Here is a 998-nt window from a genome sequence, read left to right on the forward strand (position 1 = left end):
CATAGCTTGTCCCCGTCTAATATATAGATCTTCAGGGTTGGGAGCGCCTTTCCGACATCGTTTACATCCAGCGCAATCTCTTCTGCAGTGATCGCTTTGTACGTGACATGCACGGTTGTCTCCGTTATACCGTACATATTCACGATGTTCATCTCCGGATACTTTGCATGCCATGCCTTTAATTTCCCTACCTGCAGCGCTTCTCCGGCAAAGATCAGATGTTTAACGCACAGTCTCTCACCTGCTTCAGCTTGCTCCACTTGCATCAGATTATAAAAAGAGGACGGCACTTGGTTCAGTACCGTCACTCTTTTTTCACGTAATAGATCCAAAAAGGCGTAGCTGTCTTTTTTCGCGTCATTAGGTATGACGACAAGGTGACCCCCGTATAAGAGTGCACCATACATTTCCCATACCGACACGTCAAAGTTGTAGGCTGCAAACAGGCTCCATACATCCTCTTCATGGAAGTTAAACGGCATGTCATCGTTATGCATCAACCGGACGACACATTCATGTTCTATTATCGTTCCCTTCGGCTCACCAGTCGTGCCCGACGTATAGATAATATATAGCGCATCTTGCGGGGCGATGGATACATCCGGATTGGCTTGTCGTTCTGCCCCCATTGCGGCATCCGGTTCATCCGCATACAAATGCTCTATCGCATAGATCTTTCCTTGTGGAAGTGAAATCATATCTTCTTTTCCTTGATTGACAAGAAGCAAGCTCGCCCCGCTGTCCGACAGCGTATACTGGATACGGTCTTGCGGCGCCTCTGGGTCGATAGGCACATATACATACCCGACCTTCACTACCCCAAGTATCCCGATAACCATATCGATATTGCGCTCTAACAGCAACGCTACCATCGTTTCGCCTTTGCCTGCTTCGCTCTCAGCTTTAGCAGCAAGCAGCCGATTGGCAACGATGTTTGCCTTCGCATTTAACTCCGTATACGTCAGCTGCTCCGTCCCGCAGGATATTGCTATCCGATC

At 48.5% G+C, this 998-nt stretch carries 1 protein-coding gene; it reads right to left on the minus strand.

What is annotated here, in order from left to right:
- A partial coding sequence (locus ACTJKB_RS30845) for an AMP-binding protein (protein ID WP_440838036.1) occupies nucleotides 1-998 on the minus strand: 998 nt, incomplete at both ends.

The organism is Paenibacillus sp. 22594, from assembly GCF_052044425.1.
Taxonomy (GTDB): domain Bacteria; phylum Bacillota; class Bacilli; order Paenibacillales; family Paenibacillaceae; genus Paenibacillus_AQ.